The sequence below is a fragment of the Methylomonas sp. DH-1 genome (assembly GCF_046097555.1).
In the GTDB taxonomy this organism is placed as follows: Bacteria; Pseudomonadota; Gammaproteobacteria; order Methylococcales; family Methylomonadaceae; genus Methylomonas; species Methylomonas koyamae.
The window spans coordinates 2,573,316-2,593,601 of sequence record NZ_CP143089.1; the positions used below are offsets into that span (position 1 = coordinate 2,573,316).

The window sequence follows — 20,286 nt, forward strand, 5'->3', positions numbered from 1 at the left end:
GTCTTAGACATGGTGTTTTGCGGTCAACTGGTCGGCATAAGCCGTTAGCGCGGCTAAAATCGGATTGTCTTGGCCGTGGCTGGTTTTCAATGCGGAAATTTTGGCCCGAAACTGCGCCAAATCGGTAAAGCCGGTTGTCTCCGTTGCCAGCCGGCCGCGGCAAAACGCCGACCATTGCTGCGCTTCCGCCTCGCTCAGCGTGCCCGGGTAATTTCTGGCCCGGTAGCGAAACAGCATTTCCGGCAGGCGCCAATCTTCGAATTCGGATTCGAAATCGGCCAGGCTATCGGCGTCGGTTTGTCTCAGCCGGTAGCACAAAGCCTTGTCGTTCTGGCTGAAAAAGCCGCCGCTGTAGATCATCAGGTCCGGGTCGCTCGGCGGCGTGTCGTCGTAGCGCCGGCTGAAAACCTCGGCTAGTTTGGCATCCAGGGCCGGAGCCGCCTGGATTTGTTGCAAATGCCGGTAATGGACGGTCAAATCGAGCTGCAAACGCTCCAGGTCTGCCGGCTTCAATACCGAAATCGGCGCCAGCACCGGGCATTTGTTGATATGTACCGTTTTCAAAGGAATCCGCTCCACGCCTGCCGGCAACGCATCGGTGGCAACGAACAAGCGTTGCCGAATCTCCTCGGCGGACAATTCCAACAAAGCATGCGGATCGTTTGCCAGATCGTAAACGATAACTTCGTTGGCATTGGCCGGATGCGGCGCTAGCGGCAACACCACCGCCAAGCAATGGTTGCGCGATGGCAAACGTCCCGATATGTGCACCAACGGCGTGAAACTGCCCAATTGCAGTAGCTTTAACACCTGACTCTTGTGGCGCTGGTTAAATAGGTATTCGAACAGTTTTGGTTGTTTTTGTTTGACCAGCTTGGCAATGGCGATTGTGGCGTAGACGTCCGATAAAGCGTCGTGGGCTGCGGCGTGCAGCAAGCCGTTGGCTTGGGTCAAGTCTTCCAGACGGAAACTGGGGAGGCCGTCTTCCTTGTCGGGCCAGACGATTCCTTCCGGACGCAAGGCTCGGGCGGCCCGAACCACGTCGATTAGATCCCAGCGCGAATTGCCGTTTTGCCATTCTCTGGCGTAGGGATCGAAGAAGTTGCGGTAGAGCAGGTTGCGGGTAACTTCGTCGTCGAAGCGGATGCTGTTATAGCCGACGCCGCAGGTGCCGGGCTCGGCCAATGCGTCGAATACGGTTTTGGCGAACTCCGCTTCGCATACGCCTTGCGCCATCGCCAGTTGCGGCGTGATACCGGTGATCAGGCAAGCTTCCGGATGCGGCAGGTAATCGTCGGCGGGACGGCAGTACAGCATCGTCGGTTTGCCGACGACGTTGAAGTCGGTATCGGTGCGAATCCCGGCAAACTGGCACGGCCGGTCCCGCTGCGGATCGGCGCCGAACGTTTCGTAGTCGTGCCAGAAAAAGGTAGTTGCGGTCATGAACGGAATGGGCAGGATGGAGGCCGGGAAAATTTCCGCAAACGCGCTTTTGCGGATACTGGCGGCGGAAAATTATTCTATAATCGCCCGCTCCATTTTATGTGACCTTCATAGGAAAGTGTTATGAAAAAAACCTCGCTGCTCGTTTCATCCGTTTTGCTGCTGTTCACCGGCTTAGCCAATGCGCACGGTCCCGTCAGAGCGAAAATGACCGCTACCGTGACCGTCGACGCTCCCGCGGCAAAGGTATGGGATTTGATCAAAAACTACGACGACATGTCCTGGCATCCCGGCATCAAAAGCGTTAAAGGCAGCGGTAGTAACGATAAAGGCGCGGTGCGCACTCTGACTTTGGCTAACGGCGGCACCATCACCGAGGAATTGAAAGCCTACGATGCCGCTAAAATGAGCTACAAATATAAAATCACCGAAATGAGCAACACCGGCACCATCAAACACGCCGGCCAGGACGAGCCGTTGCCGGTATTGCCGGTCGGCAACTATGCGGCCGAATTGCAGGTCAGCGATAAAGGCGGCAAAACCGAAATCGAGTGGGTTGCCACTTACTACCGCGCTTACGTCAACAATAACCCGCCGGCGGAATTGAACGAAGAAGCCGCCGACAAAGCGGTCAGCGACGTGTTGAAAACCGGCCTGGAAGCCCTGGCTAAAAAAGCCGGCTCCGCTGCCGCACACGTCGAAATCGATATCAAACGTTAATCGGTTTTATCCGTTCCCGGCCTTGTGCCGGGAACCTTTTCTCTCCCGCCCCGAATTCTTTCATGTCCCGACTCAGGTTTAAGGCTGTTTATTTATTTGCCATCGTCGCGCTTCCGGTTTACGCCAATCCGCGCGCATTTATCACCAACCAACTGGACAATTCGGTCTCGGTGATCGACACCCAAAACCATCGCGTCATCGAAACGATCAAAGTCGAAGGCAAACCGGCCGGTGTGGCGATAAACCCGGTATTGAAACAAATTTACGTCAGCACCCCGGAAGGCGGCGGTTTTGCGGTGTTGGACAGCGACAAACTGACTAAACTGCGTAACGTCAAAGTTGGCGGCGCATCTTTGGGCATCACCACCGACCGCAAAGGCCAACAAATTTTCGTCGCCGATTGGTACGAAAATTCGGTGGCCGTGTTCGACAGCAAGGATTTCGCCCGCTTGAAAACCATTACCGTGGGTAAGTCGCCTTCGGGCATGACCGTCAGTCCGGACAATCGCTGGCTTTACGTCGCCAACCGAATCGACGATTCCATTTCCCAAATCGATTTACGCAAATTGGCGATCCGCAACACCACCAAAGTCGGCGCGCATCCGTTCGGCATTACGGTGGATAGCCAAGGCAAGCGCCTGTATTCGGCGAATGTGGAAAGCGACGACGTCACGGTGTTGGATGCGCGCAGTCTGAAACGGCTGGCAACTATTAAAGTCGGCGCTCGGCCTTACGCGGTGGCACTGGCCAACAACGACGGTTTATTGTTCGTCACTAACCAGGACGACAGCACCGTGTCGGTAGTCGATACCGCCACCTTGAAACAAACGGCGGTGATTCCGGTCGGCGACAAGCCGGAAGGTATCAGTGCCCATCCGGACGACCGGCATATTTACGTCGCCAATTGGTTCGATAACAACGTCTCGGTGATCGACGCCAATACCTTAAAGGTGGTCGATACCATCAACACGGGGGAGGGCAGTCGCGCCTTCGGCGAGTTCATCGCGCGTTAATATCCGCCCGTATTTTGCAGGCGGCACCGCTCCGGTGGTAGACTGCGCGCCGGCTTTAAAACTCGTTGAGAACACTATGACTGAAAACGTCGAAGATTTAACTATTCGTTACGAAGACGGCGGCATCGAAACCGTCAAGGAATTGGACAAGAAAATCCTGAGTAAGGGCGCTTGGGCCACCGTGATTTTCCGTTACCAGGATTGGGAACCGGCAAAAAACCAGTACAGCCAGGACCGTTTTAGCATCCGCCGCTACCAAAAGCGCAACGGCGAATACCAACAAAAATCCAAATTCAACATCTCCAGCGAAAAACAGGCTCAGGAGCTGATCGAGGCCTTGCAAGGTTGGTTAGCAGACAAGTAAGTGGGCCTTCCGCTTAGCGGGGATTAGCGCCCGCTAACGCTTTAATCCACCCATTCATAGATTTCGGTCAGCAGCGGGTCGCATTTGCAGCAACCGCCGCTACCGCAAGCACTGCCGGCCGCGCTTTGCTTAACCTTGCCCTTGCTGATCCATTTGCCCAACATTCCTCTCAAGGCGTCGGCGTCCATATGAAAATGCAATACCAGATCTTGCAGCGTAACCCGGCGTTTGTCTTGCAAATAGCCGCGTAAGTCCGACAATATCATGATGTTACACTCCGAATTTGGCGGGCGCCGTAATGGCGCAACACCAGCAGCACGCAGGCAAACAGCAGCGTCAAGCCGGAAATCCAGACTAACGCCGTTTGCGGATGCCGATTGAAAGTCATGCCTTGGTAGAACAACGTCGCGGTCAGGTAAGCGAGGAATGTGGTCCAGCACACCACGAAGAAGGCCCAACCGCCGCTGGTTTCCTTATAGATGGCCGCCGTCGCGGCAACGCACGGCGCGTAGAGCAGAATAAACAGCAGATAGGCAAAAGCGCCGACCCGGCCATCGAAATGTGCCTGCATGACGGCAAACGTATCCAATTTGACTTGCTGCTTTTCCGCGGCGCTGGCTTGGTCGCCTACTGCGGCGATACCGAGGCCCAGCGGGTCGAGTAACTTGTCGGCGATCGCGATCAGATTGTCCGGCACGGTTTGGCAAGCTTCCAACAGCGCCGCGGATAAATCGAAGTTCTTTTCATCCGTTGCGGCATCGCTGGCGGCCATCTGGCTATACAGCGCGTCCAGCGTGCCAACTACCGCTTCCTTGGCGAGTACGCCGGTAAAGATGCCGACGGTAGCCGGCCAATTATCGCGGGCGATGCCCATGGGTTGAAAGGCCGGCGTCAGTTGCCGGCCGATTTCGCTGAGCACCGATTTGTCGCTGTTTTCTTGACCGAAGCTGCCGTCGGTTCCGACCGAATTCAGCACGTTCAATACCAATACCATCGGCACGATGACTTTGCCGGCATTGACGATGAAGGTCTTCAAACGCTCCCAGGTTTTCAAGTAAACCCCGCGCAGCGTTGGTAAGTGGTAGGCGGGCAATTCCATCAAAAAAGGAGTAGGGGAGCCGCGCAGCAAGGTGTAGCGCATGATCAGGCCGGTCAATACTGCGACGACAATTCCGAACAGATACAGGCCGAACACCAAATTTTGGCCGCCGACCGGAAAGAATGCCGCGGCGAACAGGGCATACACCGGCAGGCGGGCACCGCAGGACATGAACGGATTCATCATATTGGTCAGAATCCGGTCGCGTTGGTTGTCCAACGTGCGCGTGGCGATGATGGCAGGGACGTTACAACCGAAGCCGACAATCATCGGCACGAAAGATTTACCCGGCAGACCGATCATGCACATGAAGCGGTCCATTACGAACGCAGCGCGCGACATGTATCCCGAATCTTCCAACATGGACAAGAATATAAACAAAAAGCCGACGATCGGAATGAAAGTGGATACGACTTGTATGCCGCCGCCGATGCCGCTACTGGTAAGCACCACCAGCCAATCCGGCCAGCCCATTGCAGTCAGCCATTGGCTAAAGCCGTCCACCAGTAATGCGCCGACAGCCTTATCGAAAAAATCTACGAAGGCGCTGCCAACGTTGATCGTAAACATGAACATCGCGTACATCACCAGCAGGAATATTGGGATGCCTAGAAAGCGGTTAAGCACGATGGCGTCGATTTTATCGGTGGTGTTACGCGACACCTCGTTTAATTTGCAGACCGAGGCTTGCACCAAACGGTTGACCAGTCCGTAGCGGGCGTCGGCGGCCAGAATGTCGATCTCGTCGCCAGTCTGATCTTCGATTTGGCGGCGCAAACGACTGGCTGTTTCGCTGAGTTCGGGGCCGGCGACCTGTTTGGCCAAGGTATCGTTTTCCAACAAGCGCAAAGCCAGCCAACGGCTATCGCAGCGGCTGCGTTCGGAAATGTCCGATAATAGCGGCTCAAGCTCAGCTACGGCCGCTTCGATTTCGGCTTGATAGGCAACTTGGAGTTGGGGAATCGGTTTGTCGAGGCACGCTTTGCTGATGACTTCAAGCAAATCCTTGATACCTTGTCCGGTCGCAGCGGTTACCGGCACGACCGGGCAAGCCAATTGCTTCGCCAATAATTCGGTATCGATGCGGATGCCGCGCTTTTTTACGGCATCCATCATATTCAGGACCAGTATCATCGGGACTCGCATTTCGAGCAATTGCGAGGTCAGATAGAGATTGCGTTCGATGTTAGAAGCATCGACTATGTTGACGATTAGGTCGGCTTGGCGCGAGGCCACGTAATCTCGGGCAACTTTTTCGTCCAACGAAATACTGTCGTCGTCGGCTTCCAGCGAGTAAGTGCCGGGCAAATCGACAACGTCGATCTGTTTACCTTTATGAAAATATTCGCCGGTCTTTTGTTCGACCGTAACCCCCGGCCAGTTGCCGACATGTTGTTTGGAGCCGGTCAGCGCGTTAAATAACGTGGTTTTGCCGCAATTGGGGTTGCCGACCACGCCAACGGTAAATACTGCGGTACTCATACTTTTTCTACGAGCAGCACCGACGCTTCGTTTTTGCGGAGCGACAAGGAAAAGCCGCGAATCTTGATTTCAACCGGATCGCCCATCGGCGCAAAACGCGTAACGGTAAACTCGGTACCGGGCGTCAAGCCCATCGCCAACAGCTTTTTCCGATAAACCCCACCGGATTGATCGAACCCTACGATGCGGCCGGTATCGCCAGCCGCCAATGCTTTAAAGTTTGTCTGCATGTAGGCTAATTAATAATTGTTCTCATTAATAAGCACTATAACATATTGACAAATCGGTACGGCAAATTTGCGTTATGCAAAGCATGTCAGAGCGAACAATATTTCGCATAATGTGGGTTGAAGCTTATGTAGAAAAGCCCGCCTGGAAAATCGCAGAGCCAGGCGGGCTTTTTTGCATAGGCTTCATTATGCGAAGTCTTTGTTTTTATTTCTCTTTTTCTAGCCAGCTTTCCCCGTCAAGGGCGAATTAAAAAGAATCTCGAGGGCCCCGCGTAGCTTGCGAAGTGGGTTTCGTGATTGTTTTTGATTCGAGCGAAGCGCCCCTTGATCGGCCCCCCCTAGTAAGCTCTGCAACGCCCCGCCCCCCATGGGGGCGGGGGTTGCCCCTCGGCGAGAGGCCCCCGGCAGGGTCCGGCTGAAGGCCGTCAAGAACAAACCGGATTGTGCACGCGGCCTCAGGCAGTACCCTTACAAATTCTTAAAACGGGTGCTTTTTCCCGTTTTTAGAAGTTGTTAGGGGTTCGCCGCAGGCCGCATGCACAATCCGGTACTCCATCCCGTAGCGTAGCGAAGGGGCAAGCGTAGCGCGCAGGCTGTTGACGTTGATTTTCTCGGTTTTCAATTGCGATTCATTCTCAACAAATCACCGATTCCGAAGGACAGGGGTAAGTAGTACTGTCCTTTTGTCTCACGGATGAGACTTTTTGAAGTCTATCGCTACCTTCACGATGAACCATAGCACCCCTATTAGCGCTATTGTTTTCCCTAAGAATTCTCCGAAGCTTACTTTCTCTTTTTTTGTTCTGTGTTGCGCTTCGCCTTCCCAACCTTTTCTTTTTTTCCTGTCTCTTCTGAATTCCTTCGGGTTGTATATCGCCTCTGTTACAGGGTCTTTCCTTTTCTGCTTTTTCTTATCTTTTATTAGCTTTTTGTACCAATCCTTTTCTTTAGGCTTCATTTGTCTTTCGCTAGAGTTTTTAGCTCTTCAACGTTTACCTCTTCTAGGCCTCTTTGGATCACGTAAGCCAAGACCTCGGTTTCTTTAATTGGCTTTTGCGTGGCGATCACTGTTTTAACGGTTAGGTCTTGTATTTTTCGCCATGTTTTGTCGTCGATGTGTTTGCTTGGCATTGCTCTAATTCTCCGTTCTTTGGTTCTAATATTTTCCTTTCTTATTCCTCAATGCTTGACTTCTAATTTCTAAGAATGTAAAAAATCACTCGTTTCTTAGAACTTAGATTTTTATGATCGATTGGTTTCGCGGTGAAATTGACTTCCTACACGACCCCCTTCCGGCTGGTCGTGTGTTGTCTATTGAACCGGACGGTTCTATCGGTTGGGATTGCGTCAAATCGATTCAGGTCCGATCTAGTCACGAAACCAGTTTGAAGGTCAAAAGCGGCGGCCATCTGGACGATCAGGGCAGGGCGACCACCTTGCTGATCGATGGCAACCTTTCCAAGTTCTTGCAGGGTCACAACGTGTTCGGTTCGCGGGATTTGAATCGCTTGCTGTTGCTGTCGTTTAAGAAAGTGGTCGAGGTGTATCAAGACCATTTCGGCGAACGGGCTGGTGTTGACCTGGCGAAAGCCAAGATCAAGAAAGGCGATTACCGGGTCAAGATGCTGGATATTAACCAGCTCTACGACATCGGTAACGATGCCAGCGTCGAAGCCTGGTTACATGCCGCCGAAATGCGCGCCCGCAGCCGGCACGGCCGCAGCTCCCGCGATAAAGGCACCGTGTATCTCGGTAAGTCGTCCAAGAGGTGGGCGTTCAAGTTTTACAACAAATTCCGCGAGATGTTCGCACGCGGTAAAACCCACCAACTCCCGCTACACCTGCAAGGCCTCGGCCTTGAAACCTGGATAGAAGGAAAGCTCCGTGCCGAGCTTCGCCTTTTCGGTAAAGAACTTGAAGAACGGCACGGCATTACTCACGGCTACCACGTAACCCCCGACATTATTGATTCTCTGTTTACTGCTTACCTGGGGAAAATCGACATGACTACACAAGCCACCCTGATCGATGAACAACTTTTGAAAATGCCTCGCTGGCTCCAAGCCACGTACCAGCTTTGGCGCCAGGGCGCCGATGTTCGCGGCTTGCTCGCTAAGCCGACGTTTTACCGCCATCGCTCTGCCTTGCTTCAATACGGTATCGACATCAACTCGATGCACCTGGCGCCCGAGCATAACAACGTGGTCCCGCTGATCCGCGTTATCGAAGCCAAGCCCGTTGGCGTGCCTGCCTGGGCCTACGAACGCAACTTGATTGCGGCTTAACGTTACGAATCCCTGGACGATCCGATGATTTGCCAATATTGCCACTGCGAATTCGATAACAACATGTTCACCGGTCGCATTCCTGACTATTGCTGTTCTGCTCACCGTCAGGCCGCCTATCGCTTGCGTAAGAACGGTGGCGAACGTCAACGCGTTTCCCGCCAGCTTCGCGAATTGATGTTTTCTGATGTGCCTGGGTTTCGTAACGGTAAGAATGGTTTTGTTCTTGTTTCTGCCGGCGCCGGTGTTCTCGCCCCTGACGGCTCCCCGAATGGATATAAGCAATCTTCGCTGTTCGCTGACTGACGATGAAAAGCATTGCATTCTGTTCGGTCAATATTCTGCGGGCGCCGATTCGCCCTTGGTTGGTTTGCCGGCTGTATATCGTCAAGTCGAATCTCAAGCCGCGTTTATTGCTCGTCGCCGTATTCGTGAAGATATTGCCTTCCTGGACGATCTCTTCGGCCCCGTCCGTCCTTCCGGTTTTTCTGTTTCCAAGTGAATGCCGCCGCTTGGTTTTTTCCTTTTCCGTTTAGCGGCCTATTAGGTGACTTATGCCAACCATGATTTTCTCTTCCGTCTTTAAAAATTCCGGCGTCTCTTCCAAGACCGGTAATCCGTTTTCCATGCCGCGCGCTAATGTCCTGGTCCCTTTTACAGGCCGCCAGTCCGCCAACTTTCAGAGCAACGGCGCTGGTTTGAGCACTATTGAGCTTAATGTTGGCGATAACTGTTTTGACGCCTTGCAAGCTCAGTTCGTTGGCAAGTTTAAGGGTCTTCCGGTCCCGATTGATGTTGATACTTCGATGGGCGAGGGCGGTGTAACGATCATTGTTGGCGTTAAGCCGGCCGCCTAATGGAGTTCCCCAAATTCACGCCGGACGGCGGCTATTCGCTGATCGTTCGGCCTGAACCGGTGATGTATTCACCATTTCATAAACCCGCCCGCGAGGGCTTTTTACTTGGAGTTATCGTTATGAAACTGTTCAAACAAATCCGCCGTTTTGGTTCTTCTCTGGTCGCTAAGGTTGCCGGTGTAACCGCTGTCGGTGTCGGCTCCGCCGTTGCCGCCGTGCCTGAGAACGTGACGACCGCTATGTCCGATGGTCTTACCGACGTTAAAACCGTCGCCGCCGCTGGTCTCATTATCGTGATCGCTATCGTCGTGTTTAAGTACATGAAACGCGGCGCCTAATGGGGGTGGGGCGGTTCGCCGCCCCTTTTTTTTATGCCTGTTACTTTGACTTGTACCACCTCGACGCCGATTGAATCCGCTTTGACGGTTGCCGACGTGGTCGAAATCTCTTGGGGAGTCGCGGCTTGTCTGCTTGCGGCCTGGTTGTTCAAACAAATGGGGAAGGGGGTCTAAATGCCTGATCTAGTTTACTGGGCGGTTTTTATCGCCATCGTCGGCAGTGTGGGGGTCATAGTGTCATGATTCGATTATTTTTTTTTGCCTAGTCCTTAGCCCGTCCTCTTTCGCTGGCGTCTCTGTGTCGCCGGCTACGATTAACACCGGTTCCGCGTCGTGGTGGTCCGGTTTCACGGCGGTGAGCAATGCCACCGGCGCCCAAGTATCCAAAGGCGTTACAGCCTCACTGCTAAGCAGTCTCGGCGCTTCTAACTCGTTATCTGCCACCATATCCACTACGGTTCCTCGCGCAACGCTCGCCAGTAGTGCCGCGAAAATCCTGCGAGGTGCCTCGCCTGGTGGTCTTGCTTCAATGGCTTTATTTGCTGCCGTTTCCGCCGCCATTTCAATGAATGATGATGGCACCGTTACTACAACCGGAACACCGACGACTACATACAGCGATGCAACTAGCACTGGCACATGTTGGCTAACTGGCGGTAGCAGTCTCGGCGTTATGTCGGTCGGTTCTTGCTTCGCTGCTATTCAGACCTATAACACCTATGTGTCATCGTGGTGCAGCTACGATGGCACTCGCATGGCCACAAAGTCCGCTACGGGTGGTTGCGCTTTGTCAAACGGTTTTATGGATAAGTCCTCTTTGCAGTGCACCGCGCCCGCTGTACCTGACTACTCAAGAGGCCAGTGCGCCACTACTGTGACTCCTACGACTACCGCCACGCCTACTCAATCTGAGTTGCAGACTGCTATACAGAATTCAACGACGCCGAGCCACGATTTATTTGTAGCCCAAATGAACGACATACTTTCACACAAGGCCGGTAATATCGATTTTGGCGCCGAAGTCATGCCTAAAACCCAAGCCGCGACCGTATCTGCTAGCCCAGTTACCGGGCCGGCCGAAGTTGTCGCCATCGAAACCACGCCAAATCCTGACGGCTCCACCACGACCACCACCCGCACCGAGCAAACCACAGCCACGCCCAGTCCGCGCGGCTCTACCGTCGGCGATATCGGTGTCGATTGGCAAACGACCACCACCACTACCAAGACCGCCCACAACAACACTACCGGCACGGATGCAGTAACTACCACGACAGAGAACGCCGGCACGTCCACGACACAGCAGCCGCAACAACAATCTGACTTGTGCCAGCTTCACCCTGAAATTGCCGCTTGTGCTTCGTTGGGTTCCAATCCTTCCGATTCCGCGCCTTCTGTCACGTCTCAGCCGTTGAACGTCAATCTTTCTTTGCCGTCGTCTGTTGCCGGTTCTTGTCCCGCCGATTACACCCGCACTTTGACCGGTGGCAAGGTGTTGGCCTGGTCCTGGCAGCCCGCCTGCGACTTTGCCAGCGGCATTCGTCCCGTTGTCCTGGCTATGGCTTTCCTTGCTGCTGCTTTTATCGTTTCCGGATCTGTGAGGGTTGACGCATGACCACGATTATTTCTGCGCTGTTCAATTTGTTCGTTTTGTTGTCGTCTAGCTTGCCGGGTAGGGTGCTTGCTGCTCTCGGTATCGGTTGGTTAACGTATGCCGGCCTTGCCACTGCTGTTCAATCGGTGGTTACTGCTACTTGGTCGGCCTGGAACTCGCTTCCGGCCGCTGCTTATCAGTTGGCCTCGCTCGCCGGTTTTACGGATTCCATCGGCATTACCGCCGCCGCCTTGGTGGCTCGGGTATCGGTCGCTGCGTTGCCGCGTTTGGGCAAGCTGTCATGATTACCCTTGTTACCGGTATGCCTGGCACGGGCAAAAGTGCTTACACTTTGACGTTGATGTTGACTTTACTGGCTCAGAAACGGCCCTTGTTCGTGCATGGCGTTAGCGGTCTGACCATTCCGCACCGGCTGGTTAAATGCAATTCGCCTTCGTGCCTGGTCTGTCCCAAGCTGCCGCTTGATGTGTACAAGCGGATCCGCTCCGCCGATGACTGGCACACCTGGGCACCCAAGGGTGCCGTGTTGTGGTGGGATGAAGTCCAGCACATTCACCGGCCGCGTGCTTCCGGCTCGAAAGTGCCGGATTGCGTGGCGGCGTATGAGACCCACCGCCACCGCGGGCTTGACTTCTTTGTGACGACTCAGCATCCGATGTTGGTTGACTCCAATTTGCGTAACCTGGTTGGTCGACATGTTCACTTGGTCAGCTCCTGGAAGGGGCGGACTATGTGGGAATGGCCTGAAGCCTCCGTCAGCCTGGCCAATAAGTCCGAAGCCGTTAAAAGCTCGTATTCCTTGCCCAAGCATGTTTTCCCGCTGTACCAGTCCAGCCAGCTGCACACTAAGCCCATTCGGAAGATGCCGCCGCAGTTGTACTTGTTCGCGGCTTGTATTGTCGCTTTGGTCTTTCTGTTCGGTCGGTTGTACTTTCGTTTTTCCGACATTACCGCACCGGCCGGCACGGCCCAAGCCTCGGCGCCGACCGAATCCCTGCCGAATGACTTCTTAGCGTTACGAAACTCTACCGAATCTTCGGCCGGCCGGCATTTTCCTAGCGATCAATCTCCGCCGCAATCTGATAGCCTGGCTAAATTCGATTACACCCCCAAGCTCCCCAACGTGCCGGAATCGGCGCCGGCCTTTGCCGATTTGGCTAAGCCGGTGTCTTTTCCGCGCTTGTCCGGTTGTGTTGTCGATCGCAAGCAGCCGGAAGGCTGCCGGTGTTACACCCAACAAGCCACGCCTTACATTGTTAGTCCGGATCAATGCCGGGCATTCATTCGTTACGGTAGATTCGACCCTTACAGACCCGATGGGACGCGGGCCGGCGTAGCCGGCACGGGGACCGGCGGGGGTGTAAGGGCCGAATCGTCCCGCGCTTTGGTTCCTGGCTAATTTATCCTCGTTCTTAGCGTTACGAAACTCCGGACAGACTCTCTCCCCATGATTTCGCATAATGTGGGTTGAAGCTTATGTAGAAAAGCCCGCCTGGAAAATCGCAGAGCCAGGCGGGCTTTTTTGCATAGGCTTCATTATGCGAAGTCTTTGTTTTTATTTCTCTTTTTCTAGCCAGCTTTCCCCGTCAAGGGCGAATTAAAAAGAATCTCGAGGGCCCCGCGTAGCTTGCGAAGTGGGTTTCGTGATTGTTTTTGATTCGAGCGAAGCGCCCCTTGATCGGCCCCCCCTAGTAAGCTCTGCAACGCCCCGCCCCCCATGGGGGCGGGGGTTGCCCCTCGGCGAGAGGCCCCCGGCAGGGTCCGGCTGAAGGCCGTCAAGAACAAACCGGATTGTGCACGCGGCCTCAGGCAGTACCCTTACAAATTCTTAAAACGGGTGCTTTTTCCCGTTTTTAGAAGTTGTTAGGGGTTCGCCGCAGGCCGCATGCACAATCCGGTACTCCATCCCGTAGCGTAGCGAAGGGGCAAGCGTAGCGCGCAGGCTGTTGACGTTGATTTTCTCGGTTTTCAATTGCGATTCATTCTCAACAAATCACCGATTCCGAAGGACAGGGGTAAGTAGTACTGTCCTTTTGTCTCACGGATGAGACTTTTTGAAGTCTATCGCTACCTTCACGATGAACCATAGCACCCCTATTAGCGCTATTGTTTTCCCTAAGAATTCTCCGAAGCTTACTTTCTCTTTTTTTGTTCTGTGTTGCGCTTCGCCTTCCCAACCTTTTCTTTTTTTCCTGTCTCTTCTGAATTCCTTCGGGTTGTATATCGCCTCTGTTACAGGGTCTTTCCTTTTCTGCTTTTTCTTATCTTTTATTAGCTTTTTGTACCAATCCTTTTCTTTAGGCTTCATTTGTCTTTCGCTAGAGTTTTTAGCTCTTCAACGTTTACCTCTTCTAGGCCTCTTTGGATCACGTAAGCCAAGACCTCGGTTTCTTTAATTGGCTTTTGCGTGGCGATCACTGTTTTAACGGTTAGGTCTTGTATTTTTCGCCATGTTTTGTCGTCGATGTGTTTGCTTGGCATTGCTCTAATTCTCCGTTCTTTGGTTCTAATATTTTCCTTTCTTATTCCTCAATGCTTGACTTCTAATTTCTAAGAATGTAAAAAATCACTCGTTTCTTAGAACTTAGATTTTTATGATCGATTGGTTTCGCGGTGAAATTGACTTCCTACACGACCCCCTTCCGGCTGGTCGTGTGTTGTCTATTGAACCGGACGGTTCTATCGGTTGGGATTGCGTCAAATCGATTCAGGTCCGATCTAGTCACGAAACCAGTTTGAAGGTCAAAAGCGGCGGCCATCTGGACGATCAGGGCAGGGCGACCACCTTGCTGATCGATGGCAACCTTTCCAAGTTCTTGCAGGGTCACAACGTGTTCGGTTCGCGGGATTTGAATCGCTTGCTGTTGCTGTCGTTTAAGAAAGTGGTCGAGGTGTATCAAGACCATTTCGGCGAACGGGCTGGTGTTGACCTGGCGAAAGCCAAGATCAAGAAAGGCGATTACCGGGTCAAGATGCTGGATATTAACCAGCTCTACGACATCGGTAACGATGCCAGCGTCGAAGCCTGGTTACATGCCGCCGAAATGCGCGCCCGCAGCCGGCACGGCCGCAGCTCCCGCGATAAAGGCACCGTGTATCTCGGTAAGTCGTCCAAGAGGTGGGCGTTCAAGTTTTACAACAAATTCCGCGAGATGTTCGCACGCGGTAAAACCCACCAACTCCCGCTACACCTGCAAGGCCTCGGCCTTGAAACCTGGATAGAAGGAAAGCTCCGTGCCGAGCTTCGCCTTTTCGGTAAAGAACTTGAAGAACGGCACGGCATTACTCACGGCTACCACGTAACCCCCGACATTATTGATTCTCTGTTTACTGCTTACCTGGGGAAAATCGACATGACTACACAAGCCACCCTGATCGATGAACAACTTTTGAAAATGCCTCGCTGGCTCCAAGCCACGTACCAGCTTTGGCGCCAGGGCGCCGATGTTCGCGGCTTGCTCGCTAAGCCGACGTTTTACCGCCATCGCTCTGCCTTGCTTCAATACGGTATCGACATCAACTCGATGCACCTGGCGCCCGAGCATAACAACGTGGTCCCGCTGATCCGCGTTATCGAAGCCAAGCCCGTTGGCGTGCCTGCCTGGGCCTACGAACGCAACTTGATTGCGGCTTAACGTTACGAATCCCTGGACGATCCGATGATTTGCCAATATTGCCACTGCGAATTCGATAACAACATGTTCACCGGTCGCATTCCTGACTATTGCTGTTCTGCTCACCGTCAGGCCGCCTATCGCTTGCGTAAGAACGGTGGCGAACGTCAACGCGTTTCCCGCCAGCTTCGCGAATTGATGTTTTCTGATGTGCCTGGGTTTCGTAACGGTAAGAATGGTTTTGTTCTTGTTTCTGCCGGCGCCGGTGTTCTCGCCCCTGACGGCTCCCCGAATGGATATAAGCAATCTTCGCTGTTCGCTGACTGACGATGAAAAGCATTGCATTCTGTTCGGTCAATATTCTGCGGGCGCCGATTCGCCCTTGGTTGGTTTGCCGGCTGTATATCGTCAAGTCGAATCTCAAGCCGCGTTTATTGCTCGTCGCCGTATTCGTGAAGATATTGCCTTCCTGGACGATCTCTTCGGCCCCGTCCGTCCTTCCGGTTTTTCTGTTTCCAAGTGAATGCCGCCGCTTGGTTTTTTCCTTTTCCGTTTAGCGGCCTATTAGGTGACTTATGCCAACCATGATTTTCTCTTCCGTCTTTAAAAATTCCGGCGTCTCTTCCAAGACCGGTAATCCGTTTTCCATGCCGCGCGCTAATGTCCTGGTCCCTTTTACAGGCCGCCAGTCCGCCAACTTTCAGAGCAACGGCGCTGGTTTGAGCACTATTGAGCTTAATGTTGGCGATAACTGTTTTGACGCCTTGCAAGCTCAGTTCGTTGGCAAGTTTAAGGGTCTTCCGGTCCCGATTGATGTTGATACTTCGATGGGCGAGGGCGGTGTAACGATCATTGTTGGCGTTAAGCCGGCCGCCTAATGGAGTTCCCCAAATTCACGCCGGACGGCGGCTATTCGCTGATCGTTCGGCCTGAACCGGTGATGTATTCACCATTTCATAAACCCGCCCGCGAGGGCTTTTTACTTGGAGTTATCGTTATGAAACTGTTCAAACAAATCCGCCGTTTTGGTTCTTCTCTGGTCGCTAAGGTTGCCGGTGTAACCGCTGTCGGTGTCGGCTCCGCCGTTGCCGCCGTGCCTGAGAACGTGACGACCGCTATGTCCGATGGTCTTACCGACGTTAAAACCGTCGCCGCCGCTGGTCTCATTATCGTGATCGCTATCGTCGTGTTTAAGTACATGAAACGCGGCGCCTAATGGGGGTGGGGCGGTTCGCCGCCCCTTTTTTTTATGCCTGTTACTTTGACTTGTACCACCTCGACGCCGATTGAATCCGCTTTGACGGTTGCCGACGTGGTCGAAATCTCTTGGGGAGTCGCGGCTTGTCTGCTTGCGGCCTGGTTGTTCAAACAAATGGGGAAGGGGGTCTAAATGCCTGATCTAGTTTACTGGGCGGTTTTTATCGCCATCGTCGGCAGTGTGGGGGTCATAGTGTCATGATTCGATTATTTTTTTTTGCCTAGTCCTTAGCCCGTCCTCTTTCGCTGGCGTCTCTGTGTCGCCGGCTACGATTAACACCGGTTCCGCGTCGTGGTGGTCCGGTTTCACGGCGGTGAGCAATGCCACCGGCGCCCAAGTATCCAAAGGCGTTACAGCCTCACTGCTAAGCAGTCTCGGCGCTTCTAACTCGTTATCTGCCACCATATCCACTACGGTTCCTCGCGCAACGCTCGCCAGTAGTGCCGCGAAAATCCTGCGAGGTGCCTCGCCTGGTGGTCTTGCTTCAATGGCTTTATTTGCTGCCGTTTCCGCCGCCATTTCAATGAATGATGATGGCACCGTTACTACAACCGGAACACCGACGACTACATACAGCGATGCAACTAGCACTGGCACATGTTGGCTAACTGGCGGTAGCAGTCTCGGCGTTATGTCGGTCGGTTCTTGCTTCGCTGCTATTCAGACCTATAACACCTATGTGTCATCGTGGTGCAGCTACGATGGCACTCGCATGGCCACAAAGTCCGCTACGGGTGGTTGCGCTTTGTCAAACGGTTTTATGGATAAGTCCTCTTTGCAGTGCACCGCGCCCGCTGTACCTGACTACTCAAGAGGCCAGTGCGCCACTACTGTGACTCCTACGACTACCGCCACGCCTACTCAATCTGAGTTGCAGACTGCTATACAGAATTCAACGACGCCGAGCCACGATTTATTTGTAGCCCAAATGAACGACATACTTTCACACAAGGCCGGTAATATCGATTTTGGCGCCGAAGTCATGCCTAAAACCCAAGCCGCGACCGTATCTGCTAGCCCAGTTACCGGGCCGGCCGAAGTTGTCGCCATCGAAACCACGCCAAATCCTGACGGCTCCACCACGACCACCACCCGCACCGAGCAAACCACAGCCACGCCCAGTCCGCGCGGCTCTACCGTCGGCGATATCGGTGTCGATTGGCAAACGACCACCACCACTACCAAGACCGCCCACAACAACACTACCGGCACGGATGCAGTAACTACCACGACAGAGAACGCCGGCACGTCCACGACACAGCAGCCGCAACAACAATCTGACTTGTGCCAGCTTCACCCTGAAATTGCCGCTTGTGCTTCGTTGGGTTCCAATCCTTCCGATTCCGCGCCTTCTGTCACGTCTCAGCCGTTGAACGTCAATCTTTCTTTGCCGTCGTCTGTTGCCGGTTCTTGTCCCGCCGATTACACCCGCACTTTGACCGGTGGCAAGGTGTTGGCCTGGTCCTGGCAGCCCGCCTGCGACTTTGCCAGCGGCATTCGTCCCGTTGTCCTGGCTATGGCTTTCCTTGCTGCTGCTTTTATCGTTTCCGGATCTGTGAGGGTTGACGCATGACCACGATTATTTCTGCGCTGTTCAATTTGTTCGTTTTGTTGTCGTCTAGCTTGCCGGGTAGGGTGCTTGCTGCTCTCGGTATCGGTTGGTTAACGTATGCCGGCCTTGCCACTGCTGTTCAATCGGTGGTTACTGCTACTTGGTCGGCCTGGAACTCGCTTCCGGCCGCTGCTTATCAGTTGGCCTCGCTCGCCGGTTTTACGGATTCCATCGGCATTACCGCCGCCGCCTTGGTGGCTCGGGTATCGGTCGCTGCGTTGCCGCGTTTGGGCAAGCTGTCATGATTACCCTTGTTACCGGTATGCCTGGCACGGGCAAAAGTGCTTACACTTTGACGTTGATGTTGACTTTACTGGCTCAGAAACGGCCCTTGTTCGTGCATGGCGTTAGCGGTCTGACCATTCCGCACCGGCTGGTTAAATGCAATTCGCCTTCGTGCCTGGTCTGTCCCAAGCTGCCGCTTGATGTGTACAAGCGGATCCGCTCCGCCGATGACTGGCACACCTGGGCACCCAAGGGTGCCGTGTTGTGGTGGGATGAAGTCCAGCACATTCACCGGCCGCGTGCTTCCGGCTCGAAAGTGCCGGATTGCGTGGCGGCGTATGAGACCCACCGCCACCGCGGGCTTGACTTCTTTGTGACGACTCAGCATCCGATGTTGGTTGACTCCAATTTGCGTAACCTGGTTGGTCGACATGTTCACTTGGTCAGCTCCTGGAAGGGGCGGACTATGTGGGAATGGCCTGAAGCCTCCGTCAGCCTGGCCAATAAGTCCGAAGCCGTTAAAAGCTCGTATTCCTTGCCCAAGCATGTTTTCCCGCTGTACCAGTCCAGCCAGCTGCACACTAAGCCCATTCGGAAGATGCCGCCGCAGTTGTACTTGTTCGCGGCTTGTATTGTCGCTTTGGTCTTTCTGTTCGGTCGGTTGTACTTTCGTTTTTCCGACATTACCGCACCGGCCGGCACGGCCCAAGCCTCGGCGCCGACCGAATCCCTGCCGAATGACTTCTTAGCGTTACGAAACTCTACCGAATCTTCGGCCGGCCGGCATTTTCCTAGCGATCAATCTCCGCCGCAATCTGATAGCCTGGCTAAATTCGATTACACCCCCAAGCTCCCCAACGTGCCGGAATCGGCGCCGGCCTTTGCCGATTTGGCTAAGCCGGTGTCTTTTCCGCGCTTGTCCGGTTGTGTTGTCGATCGCAAGCAGCCGGAAGGCTGCCGGTGTTACACCCAACAAGCCACGCCTTACATTGTTAGTCCGGATCAATGCCGGGCATTCATTCGTTACGGTAGATTCGACCCTTACAGACCCGATGGGACGCGGGCCGGCGTAGCCGGCACGGGGACCGGCGGGGGTGTAAGGGCCGAATCGTCCCGCGCTTTGGTTCCTGGCTAATTTATCCTCGTTCTTAGCGTTACGAAACTCCGGACAGACTCTCTCCCCATGATTTCGCATAATGGTTATTATGTAAAATAATATATCGTTATCGGAAATGCGAACCAGTACCAACAACACGCGGGATGATGGTCTAAAACTAGGAAGAACTTCGAACGGAGCAACGAGAATGAAGAAATCAACAGCAAAGGCATTAGGCGGATTAGTAGCTATAACGATAGCCGGCGCAATCGAATACACGGTGTACACCAGTTTTTTTGAAAACGCGCTTAAGAGCTTGAGCAACATGAACAACGCGGTATTAAGCATGCTGCCACAACAAGGACAACCGGCAACATCAAGACCACGATTCACAACGATCAACACCAACCCGACAAAAACACCAGTATTACAGCAAAAGGGAAATACCGACACAGACTACCCGCCAAATGAACACCGGTCGAAATGGGATTACATCAAGAGCGCAGGAAAAATTTGCTGGTATCACAGGCAGACACGGGCAAAGGTTTGCGAACCCGCTTAACAACTGATCCTGAAGGTTAAGGAACGTGTGATGGAGAAAACGAAAAAAAGAGGACGCCGACCGAAAAGCGGGTTTTACCATGCCCGATGGTCTAAGTTAATGATTAACCAGAAGAAAGCCGCCGATATTTTAGGCGTTTCGGTGGAAACAATAGAGGAATGGGACGAGCACGGCAACGAGCTTGCAGAGCGTTACCTGTTATTGTGGGATCAAAAGCGCGTCAGGGTTGAAGGTTGGGAGGGTTGGATTTTTACCCGCGGCCTACTCTCTTACAAGAACCGGAAACACTTCAGCGCCGAGTTTTTATTGGAGGCGGATAAAGCCATAGCAGAAAAGCGCGCGCTAGAATTCGAAATGGAAAGGATTTACACGCCACTAGGCATAATCAAGGCCGCGCTGGTAACGGTGCAGCGCATCAGGCAACGCAGACGGGAACGGCGCCACCGGAAAATGAGGCTTTCGTTTTAGCGTAA

General features: G+C 53.6%; 29 protein-coding genes. 21 read left to right on the plus strand and 8 right to left on the minus strand.

Annotated features, from left to right (window positions below; genetic code table 11):
- Window positions 1-3: 3 nt before the first annotated feature.
- The gene (gene sbcB / locus VXJ35_RS11700) at window positions 4-1,443 is read right to left on the minus strand and encodes an exodeoxyribonuclease I (RefSeq protein ID WP_064021693.1); all 1,440 of its coding nucleotides are present in this window, start codon (window positions 1,441-1,443) and stop codon (window positions 4-6) included.
- A 123-nt stretch (window positions 1,444-1,566) separates the two neighbouring features.
- On the opposite strand from sbcB, the gene VXJ35_RS11705 reads away from it, so the two are divergent.
- From VXJ35_RS11705 to VXJ35_RS11715, 3 genes are all read left to right on the plus strand, one after another.
- Window positions 1,567-2,163: an SRPBCC family protein gene (locus VXJ35_RS11705; protein WP_064021694.1), complete on the plus strand. Its 597-nt coding sequence runs from the start codon at window positions 1,567-1,569 to the stop codon at window positions 2,161-2,163.
- Between the two features lie 62 nt (window positions 2,164-2,225).
- A complete protein-coding gene (locus VXJ35_RS11710) occupies window positions 2,226-3,176 on the plus strand; it encodes a YncE family protein (RefSeq protein ID WP_064021695.1) in 951 nt (316 codons plus the stop codon).
- A 76-nt stretch (window positions 3,177-3,252) separates the two neighbouring features.
- Entirely contained in the window at window positions 3,253-3,540 is a 288-nt protein-coding gene (locus VXJ35_RS11715; RefSeq protein ID WP_054760876.1) for a hypothetical protein, read from the plus strand.
- A gap of 41 nt (window positions 3,541-3,581) precedes the next feature.
- Here VXJ35_RS11715 and VXJ35_RS11720 read toward each other — a convergent pair whose 3' ends face one another.
- The 5 genes from VXJ35_RS11720 to VXJ35_RS11740 all read right to left on the minus strand — a co-directional run bounded on the left by VXJ35_RS11720 (window position 3,582) and on the right by VXJ35_RS11740 (window position 7,482).
- Window positions 3,582-3,806, minus strand: coding sequence for a FeoC-like transcriptional regulator (locus VXJ35_RS11720; RefSeq protein ID WP_054760878.1), 225 nt, complete (start codon window positions 3,804-3,806; stop codon window positions 3,582-3,584).
- Window positions 3,803-6,121: a Fe(2+) transporter permease subunit FeoB gene (feoB, locus tag VXJ35_RS11725; RefSeq protein WP_064021696.1), complete on the minus strand. Its 2,319-nt coding sequence runs from the start codon at window positions 6,119-6,121 to the stop codon at window positions 3,803-3,805. Before feoB ends, VXJ35_RS11720 begins: the two co-directional genes overlap by 4 nt.
- Window positions 6,118-6,351, minus strand: a complete 234-nt coding sequence (locus VXJ35_RS11730) for a FeoA family protein (RefSeq protein ID WP_054760881.1) — start codon at window positions 6,349-6,351, stop codon at window positions 6,118-6,120. Before VXJ35_RS11730 ends, feoB begins: the two co-directional genes overlap by 4 nt.
- A 688-nt stretch (window positions 6,352-7,039) precedes the next feature.
- Window positions 7,040-7,309, minus strand: a complete 270-nt coding sequence (locus VXJ35_RS11735; protein WP_064021697.1) for a hypothetical protein — start codon at window positions 7,307-7,309, stop codon at window positions 7,040-7,042.
- The gene (locus VXJ35_RS11740; RefSeq protein ID WP_064021698.1) at window positions 7,306-7,482 is read right to left on the minus strand and encodes a hypothetical protein; all 177 of its coding nucleotides are present in this window, start codon (window positions 7,480-7,482) and stop codon (window positions 7,306-7,308) included. The genes VXJ35_RS11735 and VXJ35_RS11740 overlap by 4 nt, the downstream gene beginning before the upstream one ends.
- A gap of 113 nt (window positions 7,483-7,595) precedes the next feature.
- On the opposite strand from VXJ35_RS11740, the gene VXJ35_RS11745 reads away from it, so the two are divergent.
- The 8 genes from VXJ35_RS11745 (at window position 7,596) to VXJ35_RS11780 (ending at window position 12,845) form a co-directional block, all read left to right on the plus strand.
- Window positions 7,596-8,636, plus strand: coding sequence for a phage/plasmid replication protein, II/X family (locus VXJ35_RS11745; RefSeq protein ID WP_064021699.1), 1,041 nt, complete (start codon window positions 7,596-7,598; stop codon window positions 8,634-8,636).
- 24 nt (window positions 8,637-8,660) lie between these two features.
- Window positions 8,661-8,942: a hypothetical protein gene (locus VXJ35_RS11750; RefSeq protein WP_157198157.1), complete on the plus strand. Its 282-nt coding sequence runs from the start codon at window positions 8,661-8,663 to the stop codon at window positions 8,940-8,942.
- Window positions 8,908-9,138, plus strand: coding sequence for a hypothetical protein (locus tag VXJ35_RS11755; RefSeq protein WP_157198158.1), 231 nt, complete (start codon window positions 8,908-8,910; stop codon window positions 9,136-9,138). Before VXJ35_RS11750 ends, VXJ35_RS11755 begins: the two co-directional genes overlap by 35 nt.
- A gap of 52 nt (window positions 9,139-9,190) precedes the next feature.
- Entirely contained in the window at window positions 9,191-9,493 is a 303-nt protein-coding gene (locus VXJ35_RS11760; protein ID WP_157198159.1) for a hypothetical protein, read from the plus strand.
- Window positions 9,493-9,831, plus strand: a complete 339-nt coding sequence (locus tag VXJ35_RS11765; RefSeq protein ID WP_231914734.1) for a major capsid protein — start codon at window positions 9,493-9,495, stop codon at window positions 9,829-9,831. Before VXJ35_RS11760 ends, VXJ35_RS11765 begins: the two co-directional genes overlap by 1 nt.
- 970 nt (window positions 9,832-10,801) lie before the next feature.
- Window positions 10,802-11,446: a virulence factor TspB C-terminal domain-related protein gene (locus VXJ35_RS11770; protein ID WP_197495821.1), complete on the plus strand. Its 645-nt coding sequence runs from the start codon at window positions 10,802-10,804 to the stop codon at window positions 11,444-11,446.
- A complete protein-coding gene (locus VXJ35_RS11775) occupies window positions 11,443-11,730 on the plus strand; it encodes a DUF2523 family protein (RefSeq protein WP_064021704.1) in 288 nt (95 codons plus the stop codon). Before VXJ35_RS11770 ends, VXJ35_RS11775 begins: the two co-directional genes overlap by 4 nt.
- Entirely contained in the window at window positions 11,727-12,845 is a 1,119-nt protein-coding gene (locus VXJ35_RS11780; RefSeq protein ID WP_082880894.1) for a zonular occludens toxin domain-containing protein, read from the plus strand. Before VXJ35_RS11775 ends, VXJ35_RS11780 begins: the two co-directional genes overlap by 4 nt.
- A gap of 639 nt (window positions 12,846-13,484) precedes the next feature.
- On the opposite strand, the gene VXJ35_RS11785 is transcribed toward VXJ35_RS11780, so the two are convergent.
- Entirely contained in the window at window positions 13,485-13,754 is a 270-nt protein-coding gene (locus VXJ35_RS11785) for a hypothetical protein (protein WP_064021697.1), read from the minus strand.
- On the minus strand, window positions 13,751-13,927 hold the full coding sequence (locus VXJ35_RS11790; RefSeq protein ID WP_064021698.1) for a hypothetical protein: 177 nt from the start codon (window positions 13,925-13,927) through the stop codon (window positions 13,751-13,753). Before VXJ35_RS11790 ends, VXJ35_RS11785 begins: the two co-directional genes overlap by 4 nt.
- Before the next feature lie 113 nt (window positions 13,928-14,040).
- On the opposite strand from VXJ35_RS11790, the gene VXJ35_RS11795 reads away from it, so the two are divergent.
- From VXJ35_RS11795 to VXJ35_RS11840, 10 genes are all read left to right on the plus strand, one after another.
- Window positions 14,041-15,081: a phage/plasmid replication protein, II/X family gene (locus VXJ35_RS11795; RefSeq protein ID WP_064021699.1), complete on the plus strand. Its 1,041-nt coding sequence runs from the start codon at window positions 14,041-14,043 to the stop codon at window positions 15,079-15,081.
- Window positions 15,082-15,105: 24 nt separating this feature from the next.
- A complete protein-coding gene (locus VXJ35_RS11800; RefSeq protein ID WP_157198157.1) occupies window positions 15,106-15,387 on the plus strand; it encodes a hypothetical protein in 282 nt (93 codons plus the stop codon).
- Window positions 15,353-15,583, plus strand: a complete 231-nt coding sequence (locus VXJ35_RS11805; protein WP_157198158.1) for a hypothetical protein — start codon at window positions 15,353-15,355, stop codon at window positions 15,581-15,583. The genes VXJ35_RS11800 and VXJ35_RS11805 overlap by 35 nt, the downstream gene beginning before the upstream one ends.
- 52 nt (window positions 15,584-15,635) lie before the next feature.
- Window positions 15,636-15,938 carry a hypothetical protein gene (locus tag VXJ35_RS11810; protein WP_157198159.1) on the plus strand — a complete coding sequence of 101 codons (303 nt, stop codon included), beginning with the start codon at window positions 15,636-15,638 and terminating at the stop codon, window positions 15,936-15,938.
- Window positions 15,938-16,276, plus strand: a complete 339-nt coding sequence (locus VXJ35_RS11815) for a major capsid protein (RefSeq protein WP_231914734.1) — start codon at window positions 15,938-15,940, stop codon at window positions 16,274-16,276. Before VXJ35_RS11810 ends, VXJ35_RS11815 begins: the two co-directional genes overlap by 1 nt.
- A 970-nt stretch (window positions 16,277-17,246) precedes the next feature.
- Window positions 17,247-17,891 (plus strand): virulence factor TspB C-terminal domain-related protein, encoded by a 645-nt coding sequence (locus VXJ35_RS11820; RefSeq protein ID WP_197495821.1) that lies wholly within the window; start codon window positions 17,247-17,249, stop codon window positions 17,889-17,891.
- Window positions 17,888-18,175 carry a DUF2523 family protein gene (locus VXJ35_RS11825; protein WP_064021704.1) on the plus strand — a complete coding sequence of 96 codons (288 nt, stop codon included), beginning with the start codon at window positions 17,888-17,890 and terminating at the stop codon, window positions 18,173-18,175. The genes VXJ35_RS11820 and VXJ35_RS11825 overlap by 4 nt, the downstream gene beginning before the upstream one ends.
- A complete protein-coding gene (locus VXJ35_RS11830) occupies window positions 18,172-19,290 on the plus strand; it encodes a zonular occludens toxin domain-containing protein (protein WP_082880894.1) in 1,119 nt (372 codons plus the stop codon). The genes VXJ35_RS11825 and VXJ35_RS11830 overlap by 4 nt, the downstream gene beginning before the upstream one ends.
- Before the next feature lie 169 nt (window positions 19,291-19,459).
- Window positions 19,460-19,813: a hypothetical protein gene (locus tag VXJ35_RS11835; RefSeq protein WP_157198161.1), complete on the plus strand. Its 354-nt coding sequence runs from the start codon at window positions 19,460-19,462 to the stop codon at window positions 19,811-19,813.
- Window positions 19,814-19,843: 30 nt separating this feature from the next.
- Window positions 19,844-20,281: a hypothetical protein gene (locus VXJ35_RS11840; protein ID WP_157198162.1), complete on the plus strand. Its 438-nt coding sequence runs from the start codon at window positions 19,844-19,846 to the stop codon at window positions 20,279-20,281.
- Window positions 20,282-20,286: the final 5 nt, after the last annotated feature.